Source organism: bacterium (assembly GCA_013360195.1).
In the GTDB taxonomy this organism is placed as follows: domain Bacteria; phylum Electryoneota; class RPQS01; order RPQS01; family RPQS01; genus JABWCQ01.
The window spans coordinates 133,981-157,834 of record JABWCQ010000002.1; the positions used below are offsets into that span (position 1 = coordinate 133,981).

The following is a 23,854-nucleotide window of genomic DNA, read 5'->3' on the forward strand; positions in this document are numbered from 1 at the left end:
TATCTATGCAGCGAGAGACAGAGCTTATCTTCGAGCGTAGTAGACCGGGCAGAGTTGGATTTCAATCACCGCCCACTCCTGATGAGATGCCTCAATGCGAAATTCCTCCTCGCCTAAGCAGGGCTGCAGCGCCGCGATTGCCTGAAGCTGCCGAAAACACAGTTGTCAGACATTACGTTGATTTGTCGACACGAAACCACCACATTGATCGCGACTTCTACCCCTTGGGTTCTTGTACGATGAAGTACAACCCAAAGATAAACGATGAGCTTGCAGCATTACCGGGATTTTCCGGATTGAGTCCGTGGCAGCCAGCTCCGACTGTGCAAGGAGCCCTTGAGTTGCTGGGTGAACTATCAGATTCACTGCTTGAGATAACGGGAATGGACAACATCACGTTGCAACCCGCCGCTGGTGCTCAAGGGGAATTCACAGCTCTTCTAATGTTCCGTGCCTATCATATGATGAATGGCAACGTTAGAAAGCGGATTATCATTCCCGACAGTGCACACGGAACGAACCCCGCCTCCATTGTATTATCTGGATACGCCGTTACGCAACTACCGTCTGATTCGAACGGTTTGATGGATATGGACGCTCTGAAAAGAGCGCTGGACGATGACGTCGCCGGACTAATGATTACTAATCCCAATACACTCGGGCTGTTTGAAACAAACATATCTAGGATCATTGATCTCGTGCATGATGTTGGCGGCCTTGTATATATGGACGGCGCAAATCTTAATGCACTAATGGGAATATCGCGACCGGGCGACATGGGTTTCGATGCCTGCCACATGAATTTGCACAAAACCTTTTCCACACCTCATGGCGGCGGTGGACCTGGAAGTGGTCCAGTCGCTATCAAGGCTAAGCTTGCGAAGTTTCTTCCGGTACCCGTGCTTGAAAAGAAAGGGAACGTTTTCTCGTGGGATTGGAATCGACCGGATTCCATCGGATCTGTTCACACATACTACGGAAATTTCGGGATGCATGTTCGCGCTCTTGCGTATATCCGTAGTCTTGGGGGAAACGGGCTGCGCGCAATAAGTGAAAATGCCATAATCAACGCGAATTACCTCAGGAAGAAGCTGTCCCCAACGTATCAGATATACATTGACAAGCCTTGCATGCATGAGGCAGTCTTTTCCGGGAACAATCAGAAGTCAAAGGGGGTGCGTACTACTGATATTGCGAAACGTCTTCTTGACTACGGCTTTCACCCACCGACTGTCTATTTTCCTCTAATCGTTCCGGAGTGTCTGATGATAGAACCGACTGAGAGTGAGACCAAGGAAACCCTGGATGAGTTTGCAGAGGTGATGTTGAAGATCGACAAGGAGGCATCGGAGTCACCTGATGTCCTAAAACAGGCGCCTCATACCACTCCTGTTAGAAGACTTGATGAAGCCGGCGCAGCAAGAAATCTCAAAATCAAGTACTTCAACGATTAGCAAATCATCGCTTGAACCCCCAAAGTGGCTGGGACCTCTTGGTCTTAGCCGCTTTGTTGCAATTGACATTGAAACAACCGGTCTCTTGCCAAGTAGCGATGCTATTATCGAAATCGGGGCAGTTAGGTTCGAAGGCGGCGTTGTCAGTGACATTTTCCAGTCATTTGTGAATCCGCGAAGGCCGCTTCCACCGGCCATTACAGTGCTTACAGGCATTCATGAACGCGATATCACCGATGCACCGCTCTTTGATGACGTTTCTCAGGCGTTCCTGAACTTTATTGACGACAATCCAATAGTTGGACAGAATCCGTCTTTTGACATTGCTTTTCTTACGGCATCAGGCGGCACTGAGTTTCGATTTCCAGGCCGGACCATAATTGACACAGGCGAACTGGCTCGAATTTTCTGGGCAGAATTCCCGCGATTCTCCCTGACCAATCTTTGCTCGTTTTTTGACGTCAGTTTGGAGTCAGCTCATAGAGCAAGTGATGATGCCAGAGCAACTGGCGAAGTTCTTGTTAGGATTATCAGCAGGCTTCCTTCAAGAGTATGGAATAGTCTTGCATCCGACATTGCAAATATTGCGGCCCAGGGGCATCATCGTTCTGAGGAGTTTTTCAAGTCCCTGCGTGCTGTCAGCGCAAGAATTGAACCTCCAGTTCTTGACAACGCTCACGCGCTTGACGAAATCCCGCTGCTTTCCAAAATAGAGCTTTCGGAACTTGAAAGTGGCGGGCTCTTTGAAAAGAAACTTGACCAGTTTTCGCCGAGAAAGCAGCAGATTGAGATGGCGCGACAGGTGCTGAGTGCATTCGAGGAGAATCACACTCTACTTCTCGAAGCCCCTACCGGCACTGGCAAGTCATTCGGATATCTGATTCCCGCTCTGGCATGGTCACTTGCTGGTGAAGGAGAAGAGAAAAGGCAAGTAATTGTGTCGTCTCATACTCGATCCTTACAAGAGCAACTCCTCAAGAAGGACATTAAGGACATTGCTTTTGCAACCTCTACTAACATACCGGCATCAGTGCTCAAAGGACGCGAAAACTACCTTTGTCTTCGCAGATTTCGCAGCGCAATTCACGATATCGACGGACGATTGTCCGACGGTGATCGACATAGATTACTGCCGCTGTTGAGATGGTCATATCTTACTAAGAGTGGCGACATTGGTGAGATTGGCGCATTTCATCCTGAAAAGGAGCCACTCTTATGGTCCTTGGTGTGTTCTGATTCCGCGGCATGTTCGGGTCCTACTTGCGGAAGCCATCGAGGCGATTTCTATCGGAAGGCCGTAGATGACTCTCGAAATGCTAAAGTTCTATTAATCAATCATGCTCTTTTTTCCACAGACTTTGAAAGGTTTCTTGGAAGTACCGACGTTTCACGTCGAGTAGTAATTGACGAGGCGCATCAGTTTGAACGCGCAGTGGTCTCAGCTAGCACACACGCTTTCAATTTGAAGTCCGTTCGAATTGTGCTTTCCAGACTTGCCGATGAGCGGTCGTCTCGCGGCCTCTTGCTACGTAACGCCAAGAGCAAGTTGCCGGAAGCGGTGGAAAGCGAGTTACTCTCTCTAGACATTCTGACGAAGGCACTTTTTCAACTTGCACGCGCGTCTTTCGCATCGGCTGCCCTTCTTGCACAGAAGTTTACCGCAGAGGAGTCAAAGCAACGCCTTCTGCCGGGCACACATTTGGTGGCAAAGACAGAAAGTGCACTTCAGAACCTGATTGAGCGAATGCAAGAGCTACATTCGCGGCTTGATAGCCTTTTGAAGGACATGTCCAGACTTAGCGACAGTTCAAGCGAGCATAAAGACCGGGTACTCGAGCTTCGTTCATCTGCACTTGCTCTTGGTGAAGTGATCAAAGCTGGAGAACTTACAACTGGTTGCAAGGATTCCGATTTTGTTTACTGGTTAGAGTTGACCGGTCAAAAGAACTCACCTGTGCTGTCGCTTTACGCAGCTCCGATATCCATTGGGAGCAAATTGGCTGATACTCTGTGGTTGGGGAGGACAGGCACTGTACTCACTTCTGCAACTCTTGCATTAGGTAATAGCTTTGACGTGATTGAGAAATCGTTGGGCATCTCTGAGAGTTCAAGCATGATCGTGCAGAGGAGAATTTTGAGTTCACCCTTTGCCTTCAATGAACAGATGAGAATACTTTGCCCGACATTTCTGCCGGAAGCTAAGGATACCGAACAGCACATTATTGGCGTGGCAAGGATCATTTCCGAAGTCATAGCGCGGTATGACAAATCAACCTTGGTGTTGTGTACGTCATACGCGAGTACGATTGAACTAGCCAAGCGCCTGACATCCATTGCGCGGCGCCGAGGTCGAACGCTGCTGCAACAGCAGAGCGGGCGTATAACCCATGAACTGCTAAAAACATTTCGCGAGCATCCTGGTTCAATTCTGATCGGCACATCAACACTGTGGGAAGGAATTGACCTTGTGGGCGAGGAACTTGAAATACTCGTCATCGTAAAGCTCCCATTTGAAGTACCAACAGACCCCTGGATTCAAGCACGCAGCGAATTGGTACAATCAATGAAGATGGATCCTTTTTATGCGATCAGCGTGCCCGCATGCGCGATAAGACTGCGACAAGGTCTTGGTCGACTAATTCGCCATCACGAAGATCGCGGTATTGCGATTGTTACTGATTCGCGTTTAGTTTCATCTCGTTATGGAAAGGTCCTGCAGAATGCGCTTGCCGCTGACGTAATTGGAATGGGAAGCGAGGAATCCTTCTTCGCTGAAATAGAAGAATTCTTTTCGGGGAAATCGAGATGAAGCTTGAAATTGACCACATAGCGATTGCGGTAGAGAATTTGGAAAGCGCCGTAGATAGGTGGCTGACATTAACCGGCGCAATTCTCGTTAGACGCGAGTACGTCGCTGCACAGGATACAGAAGTTGCCTTTTTGTCCCTTGGTGGTTCGAGAATTGAGTTGATAGCGCCCGCAAGTCAAGGATCAGTCGTTTCGCGTTTCCTCGAGAAGCGTGGTCCCGGGTTGCATCACTTGGCCCTTAAGGCGTCAGATGGGCAAGAGGTACTGAATTGCATGGCAGATCGTGGCGCAAGATTGATTGACGAGCAACTGCGACCGGGGGCCGAGGAAAGCCTAGTAGGATTCGTGCATCCAACTGCTTTTGGAGGCGTCCTTGTTGAGATTGTGGAGCATCCAAATCATTCTTGATGGATGATGTCACAGAATATTGGTTCTAAGATTGCGAATCTTCCAACTGATCCCGGCGTTTACATTTTTCGTGACGGCAAGGGAAAGGTGATTTACATTGGCAAGGCAAAAAACCTCCGTAACCGAGTCAGGCAATACTTCCAAAAAACTTCGGATGGAAGACCGCAGTTCGAAATCCTTGTGTCAAAAATTTCGGATGTTGAGGTTATCACCACTCGCACTGAGTATGAAGCTTTAATCCTTGAGGGCAATCTAATCCGCGAGCACAAACCGCGCTACAATGTAATGCTCAAGGATGACAAATCGCAGCCCTACCTGCAGATTGCAAGTGAGGACTATCCCAGGATTTTCCTAACGCGCCGCCCGAAACAAGATGGCTCCAAGTACTATGGCCCGTACGGCGACTTGCGCTACTTGAAAGGACTTATACACGTTCTGCGGGGCATGCTGCAGATTAGAACTTGCAATTTGCCTTTGACAGAAGATAGTGTAGCGCGTGGCAAGTTCAAGGCGTGCCTTGAGTTTCATCTTGGACGCTGTAACGCTCCCTGTATTGGGAATGAATCAAAGGCGGAGTACGCAATGCGTGTCCAGGACTTCACGACCGTCGTCAAAGGTCGCGGAAGTGAGATCATTTCGAAGCTTCGAAAGGACATGGAGTTGGCCGCTGAAGAATTGAGGTTTGAGAGAGCAGCACAATTGCGTGATTGGCTGGCGTCTATCGACAATTTGACTCGTCGACAAACGATTATTTCGCCTGAGCCAATAGACAGAGATACAATTGGTATTGCTGTTCAAGACGAAGACGGATGCCTCGTCGTGATGCAGGTGCGGGGAGGTCGCTTACTTGGTCGGATCCAGTATCCACTGAAAGTACCAAGAGATTCACCTCTTGATGAAGTGCTGCGACAAGCTTTGCTCCTTTATTATTCGCAATCCGCTATTCCTGAGGAGCTTATCCTTCCTGTCGAACCAAGCAATTTCGATTCCATCTCTAGATGGCTGAAAACCAGGGCCGATGGCAAGCTTACAATTAGGATCCCCGAGCGAGGCGAAAGAGTACAGATGGTCGACCTCGCGCGCCGAAATGCTGAACTCCAGCTTCATGAGCTTTTAAGAACAACTTCTACTCGCGATCGTGTACCGTCAAGTCTCACGGAACTTAAGCACAGATTACGCCTTCGTGATGTGCCTCGTGTTATTGAAGCGTTTGATATTTCGAACCTAATGGGTGAACACAAGGTCGCGGGCATGGTTGTTTTCAAAATGGGCAAACCTGCCAGATCTGAATATCGGCGCTTCAGAATCAAGACAGTGGATGGACAGGATGACTTTCGGTCCATGCATGAGGTAATTACGAGACGGTTTTCTCGTCTAAGTCGTGAAAGCAAGCCTATGCCTGACCTCATTCTTGTCGATGGCGGAAAGGGTCAACTTGCAGCGGCAGTGGAGGCGTTGAACAGTCAAGGGATTTCCGACTACCAGATTATTGGATTAGCCAAGAAGCTTGAAGAGATATATCGGCCAGGAGATTCGGAGCCGTACAACTTGCCGAAGACGTCTTCTGCTTTGAAGCTATTGCAGCAGGTGCGCGATGAAGTTCATCGCTTCTCTATTACTTATCACCGGAAATTGCGTCAAAAGGAGTCTATGGCTTCCGAACTCCAAGACATACCTGGAATAGGCGCAAGTAGACGACGCCTGCTATTGAATCACTTTCGCAGTTTTCAACGTCTTGGCACCGCTACAATAGAAGAATTAACCGCGATCAAAGGCATTAGTCCGGCGCTTGCAGCCCGAGTTTATCAATTCTTTCAAGATCGAAACAAATTCGCAACGAAATGACACGCAGATATCCTAAAGTGACACTGGAAACCGCAATTAGTCACGGATTGACATCCGAGGAGTATGACAAAATCGTCGAAATTCTTGGACGTACGCCAAGCTTTGTTGAACTTGGGATTTTCTCTGCAATGTGGTCAGAACATTGCTCTTACAAGAACTCAATTCTTGAACTCAAACGACTTCCCAAACAAGGTAAGCGAGTATTAGTTGAGGCAGGTGAAGAGAACGCTGGTTTGATTGATATTGGGGACGGACTTGCTGTTTGCTTCAAGATCGAAAGCCACAACCACCCATCTGCTATAGAACCATTCCAAGGAGCCGCGACAGGTGTAGGTGGCATTCTGAGAGACATCTTCTCAATGGGCGCACGGCCCATTGCTGCGCTAAACTCTTTGCGATTCGGTGATCCTTCGCATCCGCGGACGGCTCAGTTACTTGACGGTGTTGTTAGGGGAATTGCCCATTATGGAAATTGTTTTGGGGTTCCAACTGTCGCAGGCGAAATCTATTTTGACCCTTCTTATAACGAGAATCCGCTCGTTAATGCGATGGCTGTCGGAGTTGTCGAGGTAGCTAAGATCATCAAGGGAGCTGCGCATGGTCCAGGGAACCCGGTCTTCGTGGTTGGTGCTGCGACGGGAAGAGATGGTATTCACGGCGCATCCTTCGCCTCAGAGGATCTGTCAGAGGCATCAAAGGAGAAGAGACCTTCCGTCCAAATTGGTGATCCTTTCAAAGAAAAACTCCTCTTGGAAGCTACTCTTGAACTTGCCAACTCCAACTCCCTTGTCGGAATTCAGGATATGGGTGCTGCCGGTATCTGCTGCTCTTGCAGTGAGACTCCTGCAAGGGCAGGAACGGGAATTACAATAGATGTGGACAAAGTTACACGACGCGAAGAGGGGATGAATGCCTATGAAGTCTGCCTATCAGAATCACAAGAGCGCATGCTTGTGATTCTCCAGAAAGGCAAGGAAGAAAGAGCGATCGAAATCTTTGGCAAATGGGATTTGCACGCTGATGAGGTCGGAGTCGTAACTGAAGATGGTAATTTCACAGTCATTGAAGGAGGCGAGACTGTCGGGTCCATTCCGGCGGCCAGCCTCGTATTGGGTGGAGGGGCTCCGCAGTACAAGCGCGAGTTCAGAAGGCCAGACTCACTTGACGCACTGCTAAGTTTTGACCCAACCCATCTCCCGGATCCTGAGGATTGGAATGACGTCCTTCTTTCGTTACTTGGATCTCCAAACATTTGCAGCAGACGAAAGGTATTTGAGCAATACGACCATACCATTGGAGCATCTACAGTACAAGGCGGCGGCCGCAGTGACGCCGGAATTGTAAGAATTCCTGGCACGTGCAAAGGATTAGCTTTGTCTGTGGACTGCAACTCCCGATATGTTTCAGTTGACCCGCGCCGAGGAGCAGCCCTGGCGGTTATTGAAGGCGCTCGAAATGTCGCTTGCACCGGAGCCGTACCGATTGGAATAACTAATTGCTTGAATTTCGCGAACCCAAATAAGCCAGATAACTACTATTTCTTTCACGAAAGCGTATCTGGGATTGCCGACGCTTGTTCCGTCTTGGGAATTCCCGTAACCGGAGGAAATGTTTCGTTCTACAATGAATCGCCGTCGGGTCCGGTTCGTCCCACGCCAGTTATTGGAATGGTTGGGCTACTTGAGAACATTGAGCACAATATTGGAATCGCTTTTCGTGACGAAGGCGATTTTATTGCCTTGCTGGGTGACATCGGACCAGACCTTGGATGCAGTGAGTATCTTGCTGCCATTCACGGTGTGATAGCCGGCGCACCACCGCGATTGGATATTGAGCAGAATAAGAGGCTCATTGAGCTGCTGCCACTGCTCGCAGCCGACAAAGTAATTCAGTCTGCACACGACATTTCTGAAGGCGGTTTTGCCGTAGCTGTTGCCGAATGTTGTATGGCAGGAAATACAGGTTGTCTTTTGACTTTTCCGTGGAAAGAGCGAGTTGTCGACACTCTCTTTGCCGAGACGTCCGGCTGCGCAGTCGTCAGCGTCAGGCACGAGAATTGGCAAATTCTGAAGGAGTACTGCCAAAAGCGCAATGTTTCTATTCAAATGCTTGGCAGGGTGGGGGGGGAATTGGTCGTCATCAATGACTGGATTACCCTTCCTCTCCAGTCAGCTATTGAGACTTACGACACTGCTCTCGAGCGCCATTTGCTTAACAGAAGATAAGAAATGCACATTTATGAATTTGTTAATTATAGACTTATACTTTATCAGATTATATTGCATTTTGGGTCTAATTTGATTATATTATAAGCTTAAAGTAGTACTGCGTAACTAGACCTTCGAGAACTACCCCCGTAGCTCAGTGGATAGAGCACCGGCCTCCGGAGCCGGGAGCATGGGTTCGAGTCCCGTCGGGGGTGCCAAACATCAAAGTGAAATGTCAGAAACGTCGCAGACACCTTTACCGAATGAACCTCTCGAAATCAGCGAGGACGAGAAGCTGCTTGCGGTTCTGTCATACATACCAGTAGTCTGCTTTGTGCCGTTTTTCAAGCGCGAAGAGTCTGCTTTTGTTCATGGTCACGTCCGATTGGGAATGGCGCTCTTCTTTGTCGAGGTCCTGGCGCTAATGCTTCGCTTTCGCTTCATTTGGGATCTAGTCTTGTTTTTCTGTATTGTTCTTGCAGGACTGGGTATTATGAACGTGTTCAAGGGGCGAGGTTTCTTTGTTCCATTTTTGTCTGATCTTTTTAGCCGTAAGTTCTAGTCTTTTTACGTTGTATAGTGTGTTCAAGCTCGGAGCGGAAGTTTGAGAATAGCAGAGAAAGTCGCCCAGTTTCAGACTGCACGGCAGGTCATGTCGGCGGGGGTTTATCCGTATTTCAGGGCAATCGAGACTGATCAGGATGCTGTCGTCAAGATAGACGGCCGTGACATTTTGATGCTTGGGTCAAACAACTATCTTGGACTGACAAATCACCCAAAAGTCAAGGAAGCGGCTCGACAGGCAGTGGACAACTTTGGTGCGGGATGTGCTGGTTCACGCTTCTTGAACGGCACGTTGAGTATTCATCGGGAGTGTGAAGAGAAACTGGCGTACTTCTTGAGAAAAGAGGCAGTACTTTTGTTCACAACCGGTTATCAGGCCAATTTGGGGGGAATTGCCACTTTAGTTTCGAGAAACACGTGGATAATTGCTGACGCATTGTCGCATGCATCAATCATTGATGCAACACGACTTTCGTTTGGCCGCGTTGCCAAGTTTCGCCATAACGACATGGCAGATCTGGAAAGGTTGCTCATCGCGCATCAAGGCAAGGAGATGATCGTCGTAACGGAGGGCGTCTTTTCCATGGAGGGTGATACCGTGGACCTCCCCGCTGTTGTCGAGTTGTGCAAGAAGTACGACGCCGATCTGATTCTGGATGATGCCCACGGGGTAGGAGTTTACGGTCCTCACGGTGATGGTACGGCCGGGCACTTTGGATTAACAAACGATACAGATCTGATAATTGGCACATTTTCGAAATCGCTTGCAGCAATTGGTGGGTTCGTAGCCGCTTCGGAAGACATTGTGCATTTTCTGAAACATCATGCGCGTGCGTTGATATTTTCAGCCAGTCCGCCGCCTGCAACTGTTGGGGCAGTGATAGCCGCTTTGAAGATCATTGACGAAGAACCAGAACGTCGGGAATTGCTTTGGAGCAATGCAAACTACCTGCGTAACGGGCTGAAGGGTCTAGGGCTGGATACAGGTCACAGCAATACTCCGATAATCCCAGTTGTCGTAGGAGATGCTCTCAATTCATTCAAGGTCTGCAAGTTGATGCAAGATGAAGGTGTGTTCATCAATCCGGTGGTCCCCCCGGCTGTTCAGCCCGGTCAAAGTTTAATTCGTTTTTCTGTGATGTCGACCCACACTCACGATCAGCTTGACTTTGCGCTCGACAAAATCGCCAAAATTGCAAGGCAAATCCCATTTCACGCGGAGGCAGGGCATTCCAACAAGAATTCTGCAAGTTACGGATCGGAAGTCTCTGAACCGTTTTCTGAAGTTTCCGTGGCAAGTTCAGGGCACTGATCCCAACTGGGTCCCGCCGTTGCTTTTCGACCAACGGAAGCTCTTTCAGCCGACCCATCCCTTTCATAAACACGCGAACGTTAGGCACTTCATTGCAGTTGATGGGGGTGACAACGTTCGCGGTCGTATTAGTGCAATTGTTAACCGTGCCCACAATGATTTCTGGCACGACAATGTTGGCTTTTTCGGATTCTTTGAATGCGTGAATGATGGCGCTGTAGCTCGAGAATTACTTCTTTCGGCAGAAGACTTTCTCAAGAGCAATGGGATGTCCACATCCCGCGGCCCTGTGAACTTTTCGACAAACGAGGAATGCGGACTTCTAATTGAAGGCTTTGACACGCCTCCTGCTGTAATGATGACTCATAATCCTCCTTACTATTCATCATTGATTGAGAGTGCAGGTTACAGTAAGGCTAAGGACTTGTTCGCATATCAGATGTTCGAAGGCGAGCTGTCTGAACGAGTTCGTGATATTGCGCGACGGATCGAAGACCGTATGGATATTAGATTCAGGCTGTTCAATAAGCGGGATTTCAACGGCGAAGTCGAGAGATTCAAGATGATCTATAATTCCGCATGGTCAGACAATTGGGGGTTCGTGCCGATGACAGATGAGGAAATCAACGTCATGGCGGAAAGCCTGAAGATGGTCATTGATCCGCGACTTATCCAGTTTGCCGAGACTTCAGACGGCAGGACAGTTGGTTTCATTCTTGGACTTCCCGATCTAAACGTAATTTTCAAGAAGTTAAACGGCAGACTATTCCCGTTTGGTATCATTCGACTGTTATTGGAGAAGCACAAAGTAGGTCGTGCTCGAGTTCTTGCAATGGGAATATTACCCGAATTCAGGAAGAAGGGCATAGATGCAGTTCTCTATCATCGTGCTTACGATGCAGGAGTCAACGTTGGCTACAGGTGGGGAGAGTTTTCCTGGGTGCTTGAGGATAACGAGTTGATGACCAAAGCGGCCGAAGCAATGGGTGCTAAGGCATACAAGACATGGCGGATCTACGACAAGGGGATTTCCTAACAGATGTTTGCAGAAGTAACCACAGCAGCTTTGATGGGAGTTGACGCAATTCGCGTTAGAGCTGAGTGTCACTTGGAGAATGCCGCTGAATCAGCCATAGTGATCGTGGGTCTTCCGGACAATGCCGTGAAGGAAGCTAAAGAAAGAGTCTCGGCGGCAATCAAGAACACCGGTCTTGCAATGCCTCAAAGGCGAGTTATCATCAATCTTGCTCCGGCAAACATTCGTAAGGAAGGCAGTTCGTTTGATCTTCCAATCGCGATAGGAATACTCGGCGCTTCCGGACAGTTGAGGCCAGGTGCCCTTGAAAACACAGTCTTCATGGGCGAACTTGCTTTGGACGGCAATTTGCGTCCCGTGAGAGGAATGCTCTCTGTAACCGGCGCAATGCAGAAAGAAGGCTTGCAAAAGATTGTCGTTCCCGATGGTAACAAGCAGGAGGCCGCTCTTGTTGATGAAATGGAAGTATATCCAGCGAACTCCCTGCGTGAGACAATTGACTTCTTGAATGGGCTAAAGCCGATTGACAGACATTCTGTAGATCATCGTCGACTGTTCGATGAATCTCGTGAATTGACCGGTGATTTCTCGGATGTTCGCGGCCAAGAATCGGTCAAACGAGCACTTGAAGTGGCAGCCGCAGGTGGACACAATGTCCTAATGATCGGTCCTCCCGGATCTGGGAAAACAATGCTCGCAAAGCGTTTGCCGGGAATTTTGCCGGAATTCAGTATACAAGAGGCACTTGAGACTACTCGAGTCCACTCCGTTGCCGGCATACTTCCCAGCGGTAAGGCAATAGTCGCAAATCGTCCGTTTCGTTCTCCGCATCACACCGTCTCAGATGCCGGATTAATCGGCGGCGGTATGATTCCGCGTCCGGGTGAAGTGTCGCTCGCGCATAACGGCGTTCTATTTCTTGATGAATTGCCTGAATTTCACAAGAACGTCTTGGAGGTACTCAGGCAGCCGCTGGAAGACGGTGTCGTTACATTGTCTCGTGCGGCCGTGTCGCTCTCATATCCCGCACAGTTTATGCTTGTAGCGGCGATGAATCCATGTCCTTGCGGCTTTGCAACAGACCAGGACAGAGAGTGCAAGTGCACGACCGAACAGATTCGCCGCTACGTAGCAAAGATTTCCGGACCCCTTCTCGATAGGATAGATTTGCACGTGGAAGTTCCCCGGGTATCTTGGAACGAACTTTCATCACCGGCAGCAAAAGACAGTTCGGACAGGATAAGAAGTCGAGTCGATTCAGCGCGTCGTCGGCAGCGCCAGAGATTCGAAAATTATCGTACGAATCTCTATTCCAATGCTCAAATGAGTAACAAGGAGATTGAGCAGTTTGCTCCTATCGATTCACAAAGTCTTGAGTTACTGCGACAGGTCGTTGAAAACATGGGGTTGTCCGCACGTGCGTATCATCGGATCAGAAAAGTCGCACGAACGATTGCAGACATAGAGGAAAGTGACGATATTCAAATGCATCATGTCACAGAAGCGATCCAGTATCGCTCACTGGACAGGCTAGGGGAGCTCATTGTATAGTGGACGGTGGTCGTGGAATTAGTAATCTGTCGGAGTGGGCACATTCACTTCTGACTTTATCGCCGGAAAGAACTCTGTTTGTTTCCGGCGGGGAGAGCGTTTCTTCAACCGCGTTTCATGAACAAGTTTCGCTTTTTCGTGGCGGCATAACGCGAGCGGGGATAATGCCGGATCAGATTGTCGCAGTCGCATGTGAAAGGAATTTGCGAAGTGTTGCAGCAGTGTTTGCGTGCTTTTGCGACGGTGCATTGCCTTTTCTGTTCGATCCCAGGCAGGATCCCGAGACCTGTGCCAAGCTTTTTGACTCACTTCGCATCAGCGGATTGGTTCTGGGTGAGAATCAGGAATCAGGTTTCTTCGCTTCTCGATTGCCGTATTTGAAATGGTCAGGTGAAATCCATGGTGTCACTCCAAAGACCGGCGTGACTGCTCAACATGTAGCTGGCGGTTTCCTGCTCCATACGGCCGGAACCTGCGGTTTGCCTCGTGCGTTTCAACATTCTGCAGCGGCCGTGAACTGGCAGGCAAATGCACTAATAGCGAACCTGCGGCTGAAGCCAGGCTTGGAGACATGGTTCACTGGATCGCTTGCTTCACCTGCCAACTTTTCTTTTGCTCTCTGCGCCACATTGAAAGCAGGTGGAACTGTCGTACTCGATGAACCTGAGAACGCTCTGCATGAAGAACCCAAGCTTAATGGCAATCAACGCATACTTGTAATGGCACAAGCGCGGGATGAGGAAAGTTGGAATGCGGATCGACTATTAAAGCTTAAAGGCAGGCTTTCATCTATACTTGTGACCGACTTTCCTCTTACAGAATCCTATTGCACAACTTTGATCAGTGCAACTGACGGAGTTGTCTGGTCAGGATTCAGCACTGCTGAATGCGCCGGGTTTCTTGCACTTAATACAGTTCCGGGAGTTTGGCCTGTAGAATCAGTGGGGCGTCCGCTTGCCGGCTCTGAGATTGTCATCTTTGGCAATGATGGCGAACAACTTGGTAACAATCAGCCGGGGCGTCTTGCGTATAAATTCGCGCCACGACCAGAAAAGGTTACTTCCTTGACATTCCAAGGCAAAGAACAATCGTCTCCGTTCACCTTTACGGGCGATTGGGCGCTTGTTGATGACAATGACTTCCTTTACATTCTAGGAAACGAGAAGGCGTTGTTTTTTAAGGCAGGATTCATTGTAAAGGCACTTGAAATTGAGGACGCTATCCGAAACGCAAGCGGCTTGAGCGACGCTGTCGTTTTTGCAGTCCACGATGATGAAACAGAGAGTGAAATCGCCGCGGTTGTGAGTTTTACTGGAGAAACAACACGGCTTGCAGAGGCAATTTCGATTCTCGAATCCCGGATTCCGCGGTACAAAGTCCCGGAAAGATTGGCGCAAATTGAATCGTTTTCACGTACACCCAGCGGGAAGAAGAAAAGGTTTGGGTTCGCAACGCCTCCCAAATATGCACCGGTGGAAAAGGCTGCTGTAACTTCCCCGGAACACGGCGAAGGAAATTGACAGTTATACAAATACTGGAATAGTCAGAATCATGAACTCGGGTGATCAGTTTGTTATTGTCGACGTTATCGGAATTTCCGTATGCCCTCCATATCAGGGATATGTTGTCATACTGAAAGAAAAGGAGGGAGAGCGTTGGCTTCCGATTTTTATTGGCGCGGCGGAAGCACAAAGCATCTCGTTCTTGCTTCAGGGGCTCGAGTACGCGCGTCCCATGACGTACGATTTGTTTGCAGCAATCTTGCAGGAAGGAAAAATCGAGATACGTTCAACGACAATCTGTGACCTGAGGGACAACACATTCTATGCCGAAGTTGAGCTTAAGGTTGCAGATGGTGAGATTCGTAGAATAGATGCCAGGCCTTCTGATGCTATCGCTCTTGCCTTGAAGTCAAAAGCGCCGATTCAAGTTGCTCGTAAGGTCATGGACGGAGCAGCGGTTAGCAATGAGCCCGTCAACCGATCCATCGTTGAGCAAATTGCCTATCTCCATCAGAAACTTAAAGAGTGTGTGGAAATGGAGGCGTACGAGGAGGCAGCCAAGATTCGTGACCATATCCGTTCTCTTGAAACGAAACTGACTGATACGGACTTGCCTGGTACCGGCCCGGGAAATGAAGGCGATCGTTGATAAATATGTGTTTAGTGTTTATTATTTAAATAGAACAATATCAATAATTTACGAGATGTCTGAGTTGTAAGGCTTCCGGCCAATTTGCTTGATACTTTTCCTAAGTCTTGTTATCTTTATCACTTCAGTACTCTTGCCGTGAAACTCCACCTTCCGTCGTTTTCTCCTGGCACTCATAACGTAGCCGAAGAATTGAGGGCGGACGAACTTGAATTAGATCCATCTCAGTTCGCGAAACCCATTTTGGTCGAGATACATCTTGACCGACATGATCCATACTTTGAACTGAAAGTTCGGTTAACAACTACAGCATTTGCAGAATGTGACAGATGCCTTTCATTGGCGGACGTCCGGATTAGTTTGGAAAATCCGCTTCTTTACGTATTAGGACAACCACCATCCGGTGACCAGGTGGACGATGATGACATCGCCTATGTTCGGGCAGGGACAACCGAAATTGACCTAACGAAGGACCTGCGCGACTTCCTCATACTTGCCTATTCAGGCAGACACTTGTGTAGCGAGCATTGCCTTGGGTTGTGTCAAAAGTGCGGAGCAAACCTGAATGATGGGCCGTGCGTTTGTTAGAATTTCAAGTTTAATAAGATAAAACAATTAACAAATCCGAACATGCCAGTACCTAAGAGACGAGTTGGAAAATCTCGCCGAGACCGACGCCGTGCGAACTTCAACCTGAGCGGCCCCGCCTTGGCGACATGCTCAAATTGCAAAGCCGTAATCGCGCCACATCGGGTGTGCGGCTCCTGCGGCTATTATAACGGCCGCTTTGTCGTTCAAGTTAAGAACAACTGACAGCTTAAGACTTGCCGTCCATGGTAATAGCCTTGGATGCAATGGGGGGTGATCATGCTCCCGAAGTTCCAGTAGAAGCAGCATGTCTCGCAGTCGATGAGATGCCGGACATTCGTGTCGCTCTTTTTGGACCTGCACTGACTATCCAGGCCGAATTGCATCGACTCAGCCGCACTGATGATAATGGGCGACTCATGATTGTTGACGCGCCGGAGATCGTCGAGATGACAGATTCACCGGGCAAAGTCGTGCGTTCGAAACCGAACAGTTCTTTGCTGCGTGCAATTGATATGCACCAGGAAGGCGGCGCGTCGGCAATTGTCTCGGCCGGTCACACAGGCGTGCAAATGGCCGCGAGCTACTTGAAACTGGGCTTGATTAAGGGAGTCAAAAGACCTACAATTGGCGGTCTGTTCCCGCAGGGAAACGGGAAGTTCACCATACTCCTTGATGTCGGAGCAAATACGGATTGTAAACCCATTAACTTACTTCAATTTGCAGTTATGGGTTCTGTGTACATGAAACTCCTCGTTGGCCTTGAATCCCCGCGTATTGCTCTTCTGTCCATTGGAGAAGAGAAGACAAAGGGAAATGAGCTTGTACTCTCAACTCATTATCTACTGGAGCACAGTGGTCTCAATTTTATTGGCAATATTGAGGGAAGAGACATCTTCCGCCACAAGGCGGACGTTGTAGTGTGTGACGGTTTTGTCGGTAATGTTGTGCTCAAGTTGGCCGAATCACTCTATCTGGCATTTGCCAAGCGAATGACAACAGGCAGTGACGGTCAAAGAGTTGAACCACCATCTCAGCTCCTGCAACTTGCAAGGGAGTTTGATTACTCTGAAGTCGGAGGAGTACCTTTGCTTGGTGTCAACGGCGTTTCGATTATCTGCCACGGCGGCTCTCCGGCAAAGGCGATAAAAAACGCCATTCGCGAAGCGAGAAACATGGTGAACCGCAATCTCCCCGCTGCCCTTAGTGCCGGAGTCGAAGAGTATGACGCCGGCATGCTCGCGCGTGGTGTGGCACGATACAAAGGAAGAACTGAAAAGAGGGATGAACTGGAAGTAGAGGAGTCAGACGATGAGTAAAGGAGTCGCTCCGGTTTCCCGCATAATCGGTTTGGGAGTTGGGATTCCCGAAACCGTGCTCTCCAATAAAGACTTGGAGCGCATGGTCGATACCAGTGATGAGTGGATTACCAGTCGCACCGGAATCAAGGAACGACGCATCATGAAGAAAGGGGAGCGAACTTCTGACTACTGTATCCGCGCGGCGCGTGAGGCGATGTTGGATGCGGGGATAGAGGCAGAAGAGCTGGATGCGATCATCATAGGCACAATCTCTGGAGACATGCGATTCCCCTCAACTGCCGTGTTTGTTCAAGAGGCAATTGGGGCAAGAAACGCGGCGGCATGGGATGTCAGCGCAACATGCAGTGGTTTCCTCTTTTCCTTGTACAATGCAGACGCATTGATTGCCTCTGGCCGCGCCAGGAATGTGCTTGTAATCGGCAGTGAAATGCTCACTCCAATGGTAAATTGGGATGATCGCTCGACATGTGTCCTGTTTGGAGATGCGGCTGGAGCCGCCGTCTTGACGCGTGCAACTGATGATCGCGGAATTCTGGCGATTTCAATTGGATCGAATGGAACGTATGTTGACTTGTTGTATTCCATTGGTCACGGCACTGCTTCCAGGAATGACAACAACAATGGCGACCGCTTTCTGTTCATGAACGGAAATGAAGTTTTTCGTCATGCCGTTAGGATGCTGGAGCGAACTGCATTCGAGGTCGTGGAAAAGGCAGGACTACAACCAAGTGATATTGATTGGCTCATTCCTCACCAGGCAAATACCAGAATAATCAAGGCGACTGCCGAACGAATGGGTTTGCCAATGGAACAAGTGTTCCTGAATATTCACAAGTACGGGAATACGTCTTCAGCCTCGGTTCCACTTGCAATCTACGAAGCCCGCAAGGAAGGAAAACTGACTGACAATCAACTGATGCTTTCGGTTGTATTTGGCGGCGGCTTCACATGGGGCGGAATGGTTGTGAGGTTTTGACCGGATTATGAAATCAGATTTGAGTACCGTTGCTTTCTTATGCTCTGGCCAAGGCTCTCAGTTCGTTGGAATGGCGAAAGATTTGTATGACAGCCATGAACTGGCTAAAAGTCGTTTTTCCGAAGCTCAGAGAATTCTTGGTTACGACATTGCAGAGATTTGCTTTAACGGGCCGGAAGATGTGCTAAGGCAGACAAGAGTTACTCAACCGGCTCTTTATATTCATTCGATGATTGTCGGCGAGTTACTAGCCGAGCATTCAATATTGCCATCTTGTGCAGGCGGACACAGCCTTGGAGAATACTCCGCCCTTGCAAGCGCAGCAGCCTTTACTTTCGAAACTGGTCTGGAACTCGTACGAGTTCGTGCTGAAGCGATGCAAGAAGCTGGAAACAGACAGCCTGGCACAATGGCAGCTGTTGTTGGAATTTCCAACGAAACTGTCGAACAGATCTGCGCTGATTGTCGAAATGTGGGGATAGTTGTGCCAGCAAACTACAATTCCCCGGGTCAACTTGTAATCTCTGGTGAAATCCCGGCTGTTGAAAAAGCGATGGAATTATGCAAGTCAGCCGGAGCTAAACTGGTGCGAAAACTCGTAGTATCAGGGGCATTTCATTCGCCATTAATGGAGTCGGCGGCAGCCAAGTTGGGCAATGCGCTCGCGGAGTGCGACATTCGCTCGCCAAGAGTTCCAGTTGTTTCAAATGTGAGCGGGGAAGTGCATTCAGACGTTGACTCAATCAGGCAAAGTCTTGCAAGTCAGCTGCTATCGCCCGTCCGATGGACAGATTGTTTGGTTTCGTTGAACAATCTTCGACCTGCAAAATGGTATGAAGTGGGACCTGGCAACGTGTTAACAGGTCTGCTGAAGCGAACGATCGCAGGCGAATCAGCTGAAACAGTCGGTACACAATCTGAAATCGAGCGAATCCTTTCGGAAGTTGAAGAATGAACAAGACACTTTCGGGCAAAGTAGCATGGATTACAGGATCCGCCCGCGGGATTGGCAAGTCAATCGCACAGGAATTCGCCGCGGCAGGAGCCAATCTTGCCCTGACAGATGTCCTTGCAGAAGATCTCGAGAGGACAGCACGCGAACTTGCAGACACCTTTGGTGTTCGAGTCATGGAGCAAGTGCTGGACGTAACAGACAAGGAAGGAGTGTCGAGTTTTGTTCAGCGGGTGCTTGAAGTGTTTGGCGAACTCACGATTCTCGTAAACAATGCTGGGATAACTCGAGATGGACTTCTCATGCGGATGTCCGAATCAGATTGGGAACGAGTAATCAGCGTTAACTTGACCGGCACATTCATTTGCACACAAGCCGCGATTAAACCGATGATGAAATCACGGTACGGAAAAGTCGTGAATATCGCATCTGTCGTCGGCGTAATGGGAAATGCGGGCCAGGCTAATTACTCGGCATCCAAGGCAGGCGTAATAGGACTCACAAAGTCCGTTGCCAAGGAACTCGCAGGCAGAGGGATTCGTGCAAACGCAATTGCACCGGGATTCATCGAAACAGAGATGACCCACCAATTGACGGACGAGACGCGCGATTCCTATATGCAGTCTATTCCGCTAAAGTATCTTGGCAAACCAGATGATATAGCGCAAGTTTGCGCATTTCTTGCTTCACCATCGTCGGACTATATCACGGGACAAGTGATTGTGATCGACGGTGGTTTGCACATGTAACAACGTCATTCGACCGTTATTTTTTCAACCGGAGGCCTTGAAAATGTCCGACTTGGAGAACAAGATTAAGAAGATTATTGCTGACCGCCTGCAGGTAGATCTTGCCAGCGTCACCGAAAACGCGAGCTTTGTTGAAGACCTCGGTGCAGATTCGCTGGATTTGGTCGAACTCGTAATGGCATTTGAAGAGGAATTCGGTCTTGAAATTCCGGATCAGGATGCCGAAACAATGAAGTCGGTCGGTGATGCCCTGAATTACCTCAGGAGCAAAACTGAGCAAAGCGCCTAACCAGGAAGAACAAGTAGTATGTCGAGAAGGCGAGTTGTCATTACCGGCATGGGAATAGTCACGCCGGTGGGCAACGATGTTTCGAGCTTCTGGTCTTCGATAACCAGCGGAAAGTCCGGAGCTGGGCCAATCACTTTATTTGACCCAACTGACTTTGCCACTAAATTCGCGTGTGAAGTGAAAAACTTTTCCATCGGAGACTTGCTTGACGCAAAGGAAGCAAGACGATTCCAAAGATTCACTTTATTCGGAATCTCTGCGGCGCATCAGGCATTGATGGATGCAGGTCTGGCCGATGGTAATCATCAAGTTTCGAAAGACAGAATTGGTGTTATTATAGGATCTGGAATAGGCGGAATTGATCTCTTTGAAGAGCAGGCAAAAGTCTATTTTGATCGCGGTCCGAAGCGCATCAGTCCGTTTTTTGTTCCAATGATGATTTCGGATATTGTTTCCGGTCAGATTTCCATCACCTTTGGCCTTGGCGGTCCAAACTTTGCTGTTGTATCAGCGTGTGCAACGGCCGGCCATAGTCTTCACATTGCGACCCGCCTGATACAAGCCGGCGAAGCTGATGTAATACTTGCAGGCGGGACAGAAGCAGCAATAACTCATCTTGGTGTGGGAGGGTTCAACGCTATGAAAGCGTTGTCAACCAGAAATGATGCTCCTGAAAAAGCAAGCAGGCCTTATGATCGTGATCGCGATGGCTTTGTCATAGGAGAAGGGTCGGGAGTTCTGGTCCTGGAAAGTCTGGAGTCTGCGCAGGGGAGAGGGGCACTTGTCCACGCAGAAATTCTTGGCGTAGGTGCGAGTGCAGATGCGTATCACATTACAGCGCCTCACGTTGATGGTGACGGTGCGCGCCGTGCGATGCAGGCTGCAATTGTCGACTCCGCAGTTTCTAATGAAGAAATCGGGTATATCAATGCACACGGCACATCAACGGACGTGGGTGACCCAACGGAAATTCGCGCTATACGTCGTGTATTCGGCCGAGACGCGGAACGCATTGCTGTCTCGTCGACAAAGTCAATGACTGGTCATACGCTGGGTGCAGCTGGTGCGATTGAAGCAATCGCAACCGTCTTAGCAACCAAGAATGATTTGATACCGCCAACTATCAACATTGAGAACCAAGACCCCGAATGTGACTTGTTTGTCACGCCGAATGTCGCAATCAAGCGTGAAGTAAATGTTGCAATGTCCAACGCGTTTGGTTTTGGTGGGCACAATTCGTCTTTGGTAGTTGCGAAGCCGGGGTACCGCAAAGAAGGATAGAGAACAAGATGAAATGGCTCCGCAACATGCTGGCAAGGCGAGATCGGGATATTCCCCGGAATTTGCGTCAGCAGTTGTGGGACTTGGAAGAGCGAATTGGCTATCGATTCAAGAACCCTGATTACCTTGTTTCGTCTCTGCGGCATCGCAGCATTCTCAGTAAGGAAAATTTAGGACGACATGAATCAAATGAACGGCTCGAGTTTCTTGGCGATGCCGTTCTTGATTTTGTCATCGCGGAGTATTTTTATCACCTCTTCCCAGGAATGGTTGAGGGCCAACTCACAAAACTTCGATCTGTCATTGTATCGGGCACATCCTTGGTCGGTGCTGCAAAGCGAATTGGGCTCGGTGACTTTCTAATAATCAGTGACAATGAAGACAAGGCCGGAGGCCGAAACCGTTCCTCAATTCTTGAAGACGCATTTGAAGCGCTGATTGGTGCAATGTATTTGGATGGCGGGGTAAAGCCAGCGCGAACGTTCATTGAGACTCACTTGCTTGACAATTGGCGTGAGATAGTCACCAAAGATGAGTATGTCAATTACAAAAGTCTTGTGTTGGAGCATGCCCAAGCCAATTCTTGGGACAGTCCGGAGTATCGTCTTGTCGACGAAACTGGACCGGATCATTCTAAGCGATTTGTCGTGGAAATTTTTTTGAACGGTGTCTCCTACGGAACAGGAGAAGGAACTTCCAAGAAGACAGCGGAGCAGAAGGCCGCTTCAGTAGCAGCTTCTAGATTAGGACTGCTTACGAATGATGAATTTAACTTGGACTCGACCTCCGATTGAAAAGCAAAGGTAATAATAAGTGGAGACATGTTAAACCACTATCGATATTGTTCGCGGTGCGGTGAGCGGCTTGCACAAAAGCACTTAGAAGGCCGACTTAGACCTGTATGCCTGAGTTGTGGCCACGTAGTATACTTGAATCCACTTCCCGCTGTCGCGGCTGTTCTCCTCAAGAATGGCCGCGTTTTGCTAGTACGGCGCGGAGTTGATCCTGGCGCCGGGTTTTGGGCTTTGCCATCCGGGTTCATGGAGCAGGGAGAGACCCCTGAGTCCGCGCTTCACCGTGAAGTGCAGGAGGAAACTGGTGTCGATTGCACGGCCGCAAAGCTAATTTCCGCCACTACTCATGACGACAGCGTATTTGGCCATGTACTTGTGCTCGCCTATACCGCATCATGTAAGTTCTCAAATGCGCTTGCTGGCGATGACGCGCTGGAAGCACACTGGTTCGAAACATCCCATCTTCCGAAATTGGCCTTTGACAGCCATCTCGAGATAATTCGGCAAGCTGAGCTTATTCACTCCCTAGACCATGAAATCCTTTAGAGCTGCCATGCGAAGTAAAGTATCTATTTTTTCAGTCGCCTTCTTGATATCCAGTTGGCTAGTTGCCGGTTGTGATATTGAAGAGTCGCGGGTGAATTCAGGCAAAATTTTCGTCGAATTGCATGACAGCACGGGAGCGGAGGTAATTGGCGCAAGAATTTTTCTGAACGGAGCGGCAACGGCTAAGTTAACGCCGGATACGTTGACAGGACTAGCTTCTGGGCAGTATCTTGTTGAAGCGAGCAAACCCGGGTACTATCAAACGTCATTAATGTTGACCTTAGCGGAGAATGAGCTTGCTATCGTGTCATTGCTTACCGGTACCGCACCGATTGCCTCTATCAAGCTTGTAGATGCTCCTGACGGCACTGCATTGATTGTAAACAATCAGGAGCTGGGAGTAACACCTCCGAGTGTAATTGGCGCAAGCACTGGCTTATGGAACGTGTCGGCATATCTTGCCGGACATATGACAAATGCGCCGTCACGCTGGACAGTAAGTCTGTCAGAAGGAGATACCGCTCAGATTAATGCACAGTTCACGGCACAGTCAGTTGGTCCAAACGTTGGATCTTTGGCCCATGTATTCTCTTTGCCAAGCGATCTCGATAGTGCCATATTCAGATTGCAGGACTACAGAGGAAGGATAGTGCTGATTTCATTCTTCTTTTACACCTGCGCACCATGCCTCGCGGAGTTTCCTCACATACAAGAAATCTACGCCGACCCGCTTTACTCGGGTTGGCTGGAATTCTTTGGGGTCGACGCCATTGACCCGTGGCCACTCTTTCGAAGCTACAAGAGCACCCATCCATCGCTTGGACTTACATTTCCGTTGTTATGGGATCAACAGCAGACGCTTCGTACGATACACTATGAGGTAGCGAGTTGTCCGACAAACTTGCTGATTGATCCTTCCGGAATGATTAGATATCGTTGGCTCGGCGTTACTGAGGGAGAATTGCGCGGTGCCATTGAATCATTGATTGCAGAATTCGATACAGAGAACTGAACAAGGAAC

The 23,854-nt window shown here is 49.1% G+C and carries 22 protein-coding genes and 1 tRNA gene; all 23 read left to right on the top strand.

Annotation, left to right across the window (positions count from 1 at the left end):
- Window positions 1-5: 5 nt before the first annotated feature.
- On the top strand, window positions 6-1,454 hold the full coding sequence (gcvPB, locus tag HUU59_01845) for an aminomethyl-transferring glycine dehydrogenase subunit GcvPB (GenBank protein ID NUO18180.1): 1,449 nt from the start codon (window positions 6-8) through the stop codon (window positions 1,452-1,454).
- Entirely contained in the window at window positions 1,405-4,263 is a 2,859-nt protein-coding gene (locus HUU59_01850; protein ID NUO18181.1) for a DEAD/DEAH box helicase, read from the top strand. The genes gcvPB and HUU59_01850 overlap by 50 nt, the downstream gene beginning before the upstream one ends.
- Entirely contained in the window at window positions 4,260-4,670 is a 411-nt protein-coding gene (locus HUU59_01855) for a VOC family protein (GenBank protein NUO18182.1), read from the top strand. The genes HUU59_01850 and HUU59_01855 overlap by 4 nt, the downstream gene beginning before the upstream one ends.
- Before the next feature lie 6 nt (window positions 4,671-4,676).
- On the top strand, window positions 4,677-6,515 hold the full coding sequence (locus tag HUU59_01860) for an excinuclease ABC subunit C (protein ID NUO18183.1): 1,839 nt from the start codon (window positions 4,677-4,679) through the stop codon (window positions 6,513-6,515).
- A complete protein-coding gene (purL, locus tag HUU59_01865; protein ID NUO18184.1) occupies window positions 6,512-8,740 on the top strand; it encodes a phosphoribosylformylglycinamidine synthase subunit PurL in 2,229 nt (742 codons plus the stop codon). Before HUU59_01860 ends, purL begins: the two co-directional genes overlap by 4 nt.
- Before the next feature lie 125 nt (window positions 8,741-8,865).
- Window positions 8,866-8,940: transfer RNA gene (locus HUU59_01870), tRNA-Arg, on the top strand.
- Entirely contained in the window at window positions 8,913-9,284 is a 372-nt protein-coding gene (locus HUU59_01875) for a hypothetical protein (GenBank protein ID NUO18185.1), read from the top strand. The genes HUU59_01870 and HUU59_01875 overlap by 28 nt, the downstream gene beginning before the upstream one ends.
- A 90-nt stretch (window positions 9,285-9,374) precedes the next feature.
- Window positions 9,375-10,598, top strand: a complete 1,224-nt coding sequence (locus HUU59_01880; GenBank protein NUO18186.1) for an aminotransferase class I/II-fold pyridoxal phosphate-dependent enzyme — start codon at window positions 9,375-9,377, stop codon at window positions 10,596-10,598.
- Window positions 10,599-10,866: 268 nt separating this feature from the next.
- Window positions 10,867-11,634 carry a hypothetical protein gene (locus HUU59_01885; GenBank protein ID NUO18187.1) on the top strand — a complete coding sequence of 256 codons (768 nt, stop codon included), beginning with the start codon at window positions 10,867-10,869 and terminating at the stop codon, window positions 11,632-11,634.
- A gap of 3 nt (window positions 11,635-11,637) precedes the next feature.
- Window positions 11,638-13,185 carry a YifB family Mg chelatase-like AAA ATPase gene (locus tag HUU59_01890; protein ID NUO18188.1) on the top strand — a complete coding sequence of 516 codons (1,548 nt, stop codon included), beginning with the start codon at window positions 11,638-11,640 and terminating at the stop codon, window positions 13,183-13,185.
- Window positions 13,185-14,705: an acyl--CoA ligase gene (locus HUU59_01895; protein ID NUO18189.1), complete on the top strand. Its 1,521-nt coding sequence runs from the start codon at window positions 13,185-13,187 to the stop codon at window positions 14,703-14,705. Before HUU59_01890 ends, HUU59_01895 begins: the two co-directional genes overlap by 1 nt.
- Before the next feature lie 31 nt (window positions 14,706-14,736).
- On the top strand, window positions 14,737-15,336 hold the full coding sequence (locus HUU59_01900; protein ID NUO18190.1) for a bifunctional nuclease family protein: 600 nt from the start codon (window positions 14,737-14,739) through the stop codon (window positions 15,334-15,336).
- Between the two features lie 138 nt (window positions 15,337-15,474).
- Window positions 15,475-15,924 carry a DUF177 domain-containing protein gene (locus tag HUU59_01905; protein ID NUO18191.1) on the top strand — a complete coding sequence of 150 codons (450 nt, stop codon included), beginning with the start codon at window positions 15,475-15,477 and terminating at the stop codon, window positions 15,922-15,924.
- Between the two features lie 42 nt (window positions 15,925-15,966).
- On the top strand, window positions 15,967-16,149 hold the full coding sequence (gene rpmF, locus HUU59_01910) for a 50S ribosomal protein L32 (GenBank protein NUO18192.1): 183 nt from the start codon (window positions 15,967-15,969) through the stop codon (window positions 16,147-16,149).
- Between the two features lie 20 nt (window positions 16,150-16,169).
- Window positions 16,170-17,243, top strand: a complete 1,074-nt coding sequence (plsX, locus tag HUU59_01915) for a phosphate acyltransferase PlsX (GenBank protein NUO18193.1) — start codon at window positions 16,170-16,172, stop codon at window positions 17,241-17,243.
- Window positions 17,236-18,222 (top strand): ketoacyl-ACP synthase III, encoded by a 987-nt coding sequence (locus HUU59_01920; protein NUO18194.1) that lies wholly within the window; start codon window positions 17,236-17,238, stop codon window positions 18,220-18,222. Before plsX ends, HUU59_01920 begins: the two co-directional genes overlap by 8 nt.
- 7 nt (window positions 18,223-18,229) lie before the next feature.
- A complete protein-coding gene (gene fabD / locus HUU59_01925) occupies window positions 18,230-19,177 on the top strand; it encodes an ACP S-malonyltransferase (GenBank protein NUO18195.1) in 948 nt (315 codons plus the stop codon).
- Window positions 19,174-19,923, top strand: a complete 750-nt coding sequence (gene fabG, locus HUU59_01930) for a 3-oxoacyl-[acyl-carrier-protein] reductase (GenBank protein NUO18196.1) — start codon at window positions 19,174-19,176, stop codon at window positions 19,921-19,923. Before fabD ends, fabG begins: the two co-directional genes overlap by 4 nt.
- 43 nt (window positions 19,924-19,966) lie before the next feature.
- Window positions 19,967-20,212 (top strand): acyl carrier protein, encoded by a 246-nt coding sequence (locus HUU59_01935; GenBank protein NUO18197.1) that lies wholly within the window; start codon window positions 19,967-19,969, stop codon window positions 20,210-20,212.
- An 18-nt stretch (window positions 20,213-20,230) separates the two neighbouring features.
- Window positions 20,231-21,493, top strand: a complete 1,263-nt coding sequence (gene fabF / locus HUU59_01940) for a beta-ketoacyl-ACP synthase II (GenBank protein ID NUO18198.1) — start codon at window positions 20,231-20,233, stop codon at window positions 21,491-21,493.
- Between the two features lie 8 nt (window positions 21,494-21,501).
- Window positions 21,502-22,287: a ribonuclease III gene (gene rnc, locus HUU59_01945; protein NUO18199.1), complete on the top strand. Its 786-nt coding sequence runs from the start codon at window positions 21,502-21,504 to the stop codon at window positions 22,285-22,287.
- A gap of 27 nt (window positions 22,288-22,314) precedes the next feature.
- Complete coding sequence (locus tag HUU59_01950; GenBank protein ID NUO18200.1) at window positions 22,315-22,833, top strand: NUDIX hydrolase; 519 nt, start codon at window positions 22,315-22,317, stop codon at window positions 22,831-22,833.
- Window positions 22,834-22,840: 7 nt separating this feature from the next.
- Window positions 22,841-23,845, top strand: a complete 1,005-nt coding sequence (locus tag HUU59_01955; protein ID NUO18201.1) for a redoxin domain-containing protein — start codon at window positions 22,841-22,843, stop codon at window positions 23,843-23,845.
- Window positions 23,846-23,854: the final 9 nt, after the last annotated feature.

Bases quoted from the DNA above. Each gene is read 5' to 3' on its own strand.
- gcvPB (NUO18180.1), top strand. From the start codon at position 6: ATGCAGCGAGAGACAGAGCTTATCTTCGAGCGTAGTAGACCGGGCAGA.
- HUU59_01850 (NUO18181.1), top strand. From the start codon at position 1,405: ATGAAGCCGGCGCAGCAAGAAATCTCAAAATCAAGTACTTCAACGATT.
- HUU59_01855 (NUO18182.1), top strand. From the start codon at position 4,260: ATGAAGCTTGAAATTGACCACATAGCGATTGCGGTAGAGAATTTGGAA.
- HUU59_01860 (NUO18183.1), top strand. From the start codon at position 4,677: ATGTCACAGAATATTGGTTCTAAGATTGCGAATCTTCCAACTGATCCC.
- purL (NUO18184.1), top strand. From the start codon at position 6,512: ATGACACGCAGATATCCTAAAGTGACACTGGAAACCGCAATTAGTCAC.
- HUU59_01875 (NUO18185.1), top strand. From the start codon at position 8,913: ATGGGTTCGAGTCCCGTCGGGGGTGCCAAACATCAAAGTGAAATGTCA.
- HUU59_01880 (NUO18186.1), top strand. From the start codon at position 9,375: ATGTCGGCGGGGGTTTATCCGTATTTCAGGGCAATCGAGACTGATCAG.
- HUU59_01885 (NUO18187.1), top strand. From the start codon at position 10,867: ATGTCCACATCCCGCGGCCCTGTGAACTTTTCGACAAACGAGGAATGC.
- HUU59_01890 (NUO18188.1), top strand. From the start codon at position 11,638: ATGTTTGCAGAAGTAACCACAGCAGCTTTGATGGGAGTTGACGCAATT.
- HUU59_01900 (NUO18190.1), top strand. From the start codon at position 14,737: ATGAACTCGGGTGATCAGTTTGTTATTGTCGACGTTATCGGAATTTCC.
- rpmF (NUO18192.1), top strand. From the start codon at position 15,967: ATGCCAGTACCTAAGAGACGAGTTGGAAAATCTCGCCGAGACCGACGC.
- plsX (NUO18193.1), top strand. From the start codon at position 16,170: ATGGTAATAGCCTTGGATGCAATGGGGGGTGATCATGCTCCCGAAGTT.
- HUU59_01920 (NUO18194.1), top strand. From the start codon at position 17,236: ATGAGTAAAGGAGTCGCTCCGGTTTCCCGCATAATCGGTTTGGGAGTT.
- fabD (NUO18195.1), top strand. From the start codon at position 18,230: ATGAAATCAGATTTGAGTACCGTTGCTTTCTTATGCTCTGGCCAAGGC.
- fabG (NUO18196.1), top strand. From the start codon at position 19,174: ATGAACAAGACACTTTCGGGCAAAGTAGCATGGATTACAGGATCCGCC.
- HUU59_01935 (NUO18197.1), top strand. From the start codon at position 19,967: ATGTCCGACTTGGAGAACAAGATTAAGAAGATTATTGCTGACCGCCTG.
- fabF (NUO18198.1), top strand. From the start codon at position 20,231: ATGTCGAGAAGGCGAGTTGTCATTACCGGCATGGGAATAGTCACGCCG.
- rnc (NUO18199.1), top strand. From the start codon at position 21,502: ATGAAATGGCTCCGCAACATGCTGGCAAGGCGAGATCGGGATATTCCC.
- HUU59_01950 (NUO18200.1), top strand. From the start codon at position 22,315: ATGTTAAACCACTATCGATATTGTTCGCGGTGCGGTGAGCGGCTTGCA.
- HUU59_01955 (NUO18201.1), top strand. From the start codon at position 22,841: ATGCGAAGTAAAGTATCTATTTTTTCAGTCGCCTTCTTGATATCCAGT.